The sequence below is a fragment of the Curtobacterium sp. MCBA15_005 genome (genome assembly GCF_001864855.1).
GTDB lineage: Bacteria > Actinomycetota > Actinomycetes > Actinomycetales > Microbacteriaceae > Curtobacterium > Curtobacterium flaccumfaciens.
This window is the reverse complement of record NZ_MJGL01000007.1, coordinates 38,264-42,810: the sequence shown is the minus strand read 5'-3', so window position 1 is coordinate 42,810 and position 4,547 is coordinate 38,264. Positions and strand designations below refer to the sequence as shown.

Sequence of the window (4,547 nt, the reverse complement as noted above, 5' to 3'; positions counted from 1 at the left end):
CCGACCCGACCCGACCCGACTCTTCTCTCTCCTCCCCCGAACGCGACGTGCACCATCACGTCGCGGTGGTCGAGTGCGCCCGAATGCGCTCATCCGCCGAACCCAGCAAAGGAGCTGCACCATGTCCCGCCACACGCATCGACGGACCCTCCGGGCCGTTGCCATCACCACGATCGCGCTCGCCGCGGCCGCCCTCACCGGCTGCAGCGCGGCCGGTTCCGCCGAGGGCAAGACCTTCACGATCCTGCAGTACGAGGACAAGACGACGGCGCAGGGCCAGGGATGGCAGCTCGCCCTCGACATCTTCAAGAAGAAGCACCCCGACGTCACGGTGAAGTTCCAGACCACCAGCTTCGATGGCTTCCGCAAGAACGCGAAGCTCGTGCTCGGCGGCAACAAGGTGCCGGACGTCGTCGAGTTCAACAAGGGCAATGCCGACGGCGGCCAGCTCGCCAGTCAGGGGCTGCTGGAGAACCTCGACGACGCCGTCGAGGAGAACGGCTGGGACGACAAGGTCACCGGTTCCATGCAGTCCTTCGCCAAGTACGACGACCAGGGCAACGCAGGCAGCGGCAACTGGTACGGCATCCCGAACGTGGGCGAGTACGTCACGTTCTACTACAACAAGGACAAGTTCAAGCAGGCCGGGATCACCTCCGAGCCGACGTCGATGGCGGAGTTCACGGCGGACCTGCAGAAGCTGAAGGGTGCCGGGATCACACCGATCTCGTCGTCCGCCGCGGTCAACCAGGGTTTCAACCAGATGTGGATCTGGTACTCCCTGGTGGCGGCTGCGGCCGACCGGAAGCAGATCGACGACTTCATGTTCTTGAAGGGGAAGGTCGACTTCTCGAAGGACCCGTGGAAGACCGGCACCGAGGAGTTCCAGGACTGGATCGACAAGGGGTACGTCGGGGACGACCTCGGCGGGCTCAACTACGAGCAGGCGAACGTCAACTTCCTGAGCGGGAAGACCGGGATGCTCATCTGGAACAACGGTGTCTTCGCCCGGGTGAAGGACCAGTCCTCGTTCCCGTGGGGCTCCTTCACCTTGCCCGGCGCGAACCTCTCGATGGGTTCGTCCGGTCACCTGTGGGGCGTGCCCGCGAAGGCCGCCAACAAGGACCTCGCCTACGACTGGATCAACACCACGCTCAGCTCGAAGGTTCAGGACAAGATCGGCGACCTCGGTGGCCTGCCGCTCGCGGGAGACTCGGACGCAATCTCTGATCCGGTCACGAAGGCGTACACCAAGCGCTTCGACGAGGTCGTGCACGACGACACCCTCGCCTTCTACCCGGACTACCCGGTCCCCGGCTTCCTCGACTTCATCCAGAACAACATGTCGGCGATGTCCAACGGGAACGAGACCGCGGACCAGTACCTCGACAAACTCCAGGCCTTTTACGACGACGGCAAGAAGACCGTCGACCAGGGCTGACCTCGATCCGGTGGGACGGGCGCGAAAGTGTCCGTCCCGCCGCAAGGAGACGTGATGACCACGACCACGCAAGCTGCTCGACGAGCGCCAGGGGCGGCCAATGCCGGCCGCACCGGCCCACGATCCTCCCGCCAGCACTCGTACTGGTGGTACCTCGTCCCGATGATCGTCGGGACCCTCGCCATCGTGCTCGTGCCCTTCGGCATGAACATCTGGTACAGCATGTTCCAGTGGAAGGGCGGACTCGCCCCCATGCGCTGGTACGGCCTCGGCAACTACGCCGACCTGCTCACCGACGCACAGTTCTGGCTGGCTTTCAAGAACTCGGTGTTCATGATCGTCGGCATCGTCGTGGTGCCGACCCTCATCGGGCTGGTGCTCGCCGCGATGCTCTTCGACCACCTGGGGCGCGAGTTCGGGCCGAAGGTCGCCGCCACGCTGCGCGCCCTGTACTACCTGCCGCAGATCCTGCCGATCGCGGTCGCCGGGTTCGTCTGGAGCTGGGTGCTCGCGACCCAGAACGGACTGCTGAACAGTGTGCTCGCCGCGGTCGGTGACACGAGCCCGCCGGATTGGCTCGGCAACCCCGACATCGCGATCTACGCCGTGATGCTCGTGCTGGTGTGGTTGCAGATCGGGTACCCCGTCGTGGTGTTCATGGCGGCGCTGCAACGCGTCGACCCGGAGCTCTACGAGGCAGCCTCCCTGGACGGCGCCGGGTGGTGGCGACGGTTCACCGCGATCACGCTCCCGCAGATCCGTCCGGAGATCTTCGTCGTGGTGATCACGGCGACGGTCGGTGCGCTGAAGGTGTTCGCGCCGATCCTCATCCTCACCGGCGGCGGACCCGAGGGGTCCACCGTCGTGCCGTCCTACTACTCCTACCGGAACTTCTTCGAGCTGTCGAAGGTCGGGTACGGGTCCGCCATCGCCACCGTCATGTCGATCGTCATCTTCGTCATCGCCGGGGTCCTCATGTGGCTGCAGCGCCGCGACACCGAAGGGAAGGACGCCTGATGAGCAGTCTCGTCACCGAGTCCGCCACCGATGCGACCACCACCCTGCCGACCCGGGCGCCTCGCCCTCCGCAACGCCGGAAGCGCCGTGGCGCCACACGGTGGGTGGTCCTCGCGATCGCTGTCGTGTTCGCGCTGCTCATGCTCGCGCCGCTGCTGCTGCTCGTGCTGAACGCGTTCAAGACGGGTGCCGACTACTCGGCGCACGGTCCGCTCGCGCTGCCGGAGCACTTCAGCATCGAGGCGTTCCAGCAGTACCTCGCGCTCGTCGACTACCCGCGGGCGCTCGTGAACTCCGTCGTCATCTCGGGGCTCGTCGCCGTCCTCGGCACCGCACTCGCCCTCGTGACGTCCTACGCGATCGGCATCGGGCGCATCCGCGGACGCTCCTGGTTGCTCGCCGTGTTCCTGCTCGCCACGATGCTCCCGCAGGAGTCCCTGATCTACCCGCTCTTCTACGGGGCGCAGGCCACCGGGCTCTTCAACACGATCTGGAGCGTCGTCATCGTGTTCACGGTGCTGCAAGCAGCCTTCGGCACCTACCTGCTGTCGAGTGTCATGAGCACGATCCCGCAGTCGCTCCTCGAAGCCGCGGCCCTGGACGGCGCAGGCCGGTTCCGGATCCTCTGGTCCGTGGTGTTCCCCGTCCTCCGCCCGACGCTGTCCGTCCTCGTCGTCTTCTTCTTCGTCTGGACGTGGAACGAGTTCTACATCCCTCTGGTCCTGCTGAGCGACCAGTCCGCACAGACGATCCCGATCGCCCTCGCCACCCTGCAGGGCCAGAACAGCATCAACCTGACCGCGCTGAACGCGGGGTCCCTGCTCTCCCTGCTGCCGACCTTGGTCTTCTTCCTCGTCTTCCAGCGCACCCTCAGCCGCGGTGTCACCGTCGGCTCGGTCAAGTGACCGGGCTCCGGACCGGCCGCGGCGTAGCACCCACCACCACCGAAACGAACCCCGGAGGCTCCATGCTCCCCACCTTGACCGAACTCGCCCCGCCTGTCGGAGTGCGATCCAGGACCGTGAACGCCGAGAACCCCACCGGCGCCTTCGGAGCGGCTGCGTCGGCGTCCTCGGCGCTGGGCCCGGGGCGGAAGGGCAGGGCGTGGGGAAGCCTGCCGGCTGGTGGCACGATCGATCTGCTCGACATCGACGGCCCCGGCGTCGTACGGCACATCTGGATCACGGTCACCGACCGGACCGAGGCGGGGCCGTTCGTGCTCCGTGACCTGGTGCTGCGGGCCTTCTGGGACGACGAGGACGACCCCTCGGTCGAGGTGCCCCTCGGCGACTTCTTCTGCAACGGCTTCGCGACCCGGGCGCTCGTGACGTCGGAACCGATCACGGTGGCTCCGACCGGCGGGATGAACAGCTACTTCCCGATGCCGTTCCGGAAGCACGCACGGCTCTCCCTGACGAGCGAGCACGGTGCCGACCTCGAGCACGTCTTCTTCCAGGTGGACTTGACGACTGGCGACGACGTGCCCGAGGAAACCCCGTACTTCCACGCCCAGTGGCGCCGCTCGAACGCGTCCACCGCGCTCGGTGAGGACCACGTGATCCTCGACGGTGTGCAGGGTCGGGGCCGGTACGTCGGCACCTACGTCGCGCTCGCGTCCCTCAGCCGGTTCTGGTGGGGCGAGGGCGAGGTGAAGTTCTTCGTCGACGGGGACGGCGACCTGCCGTCACTGTGCACCACCGGGCTCGAGGACTACGCCGGTGGCGCGTGGGCGTTCCAGGACGCTCTCCGAGCCGATCCGGAACCGATCCCGCTCACGTTCAGTGCCCCGTACTTCGGGTACCCCTTCTGCAGCAGCCGCGACACCACCGGAGCCTCGGAGTTCATCCACGCGGTCGCACCGATGCACGCCCTGTACCGCTGGCACCTCCCCGACCCGATCTGGTTCGAGCAGGACCTCCGCGTCACCGTGCAGCAGATCGGCACATGGGACCACGGGCTGTTCGAACGGTCGGACGACATCAGCACGGTCGCCTACTGGTACCAGACCGAGCCGCACACGTCGTTCCCGCAGCTGCCGGACGCAGCGGCGCGCGTCCCGAGGTGACCGCTGTCGGCCTGGAGGCGCGGG

At 66.8% G+C, this 4,547-nt stretch carries 4 protein-coding genes; all 4 read left to right on the top strand.

Going from position 1 to position 4,547, the window contains the following annotated elements; genetic code table 11:
• Positions 1-121: 121 nt before the first annotated feature.
• A complete protein-coding gene (locus BIU89_RS05730; RefSeq protein ID WP_071245093.1) occupies positions 122-1,441 on the top strand; it encodes an ABC transporter substrate-binding protein in 1,320 nt (439 codons plus the stop codon).
• A gap of 162 nt (positions 1,442-1,603) precedes the next feature.
• Complete coding sequence (locus BIU89_RS05725) at positions 1,604-2,458, top strand: carbohydrate ABC transporter permease (protein ID WP_071245092.1); 855 nt, start codon at positions 1,604-1,606, stop codon at positions 2,456-2,458.
• On the top strand, positions 2,458-3,363 hold the full coding sequence (locus tag BIU89_RS05720) for a carbohydrate ABC transporter permease (protein ID WP_083404193.1): 906 nt from the start codon (positions 2,458-2,460) through the stop codon (positions 3,361-3,363). Before BIU89_RS05725 ends, BIU89_RS05720 begins: the two co-directional genes overlap by 1 nt.
• Before the next feature lie 116 nt (positions 3,364-3,479).
• Entirely contained in the window at positions 3,480-4,523 is a 1,044-nt protein-coding gene (locus BIU89_RS05715) for a glycoside hydrolase family 172 protein (protein ID WP_254791508.1), read from the top strand.
• The last annotated feature ends 24 nt before the right edge of the window (positions 4,524-4,547 follow it).

Coding starts and splice junctions, on each gene's coding strand:
- BIU89_RS05730 (WP_071245093.1), top strand. CDS start 122: ATGTCCCGCCACACGCATCGACGGACCCTCCGGGCCGTTGCCATCACC.
- BIU89_RS05725 (WP_071245092.1), top strand. CDS start 1,604: ATGATCGTCGGGACCCTCGCCATCGTGCTCGTGCCCTTCGGCATGAAC.
- BIU89_RS05720 (WP_083404193.1), top strand. CDS start 2,458: ATGAGCAGTCTCGTCACCGAGTCCGCCACCGATGCGACCACCACCCTG.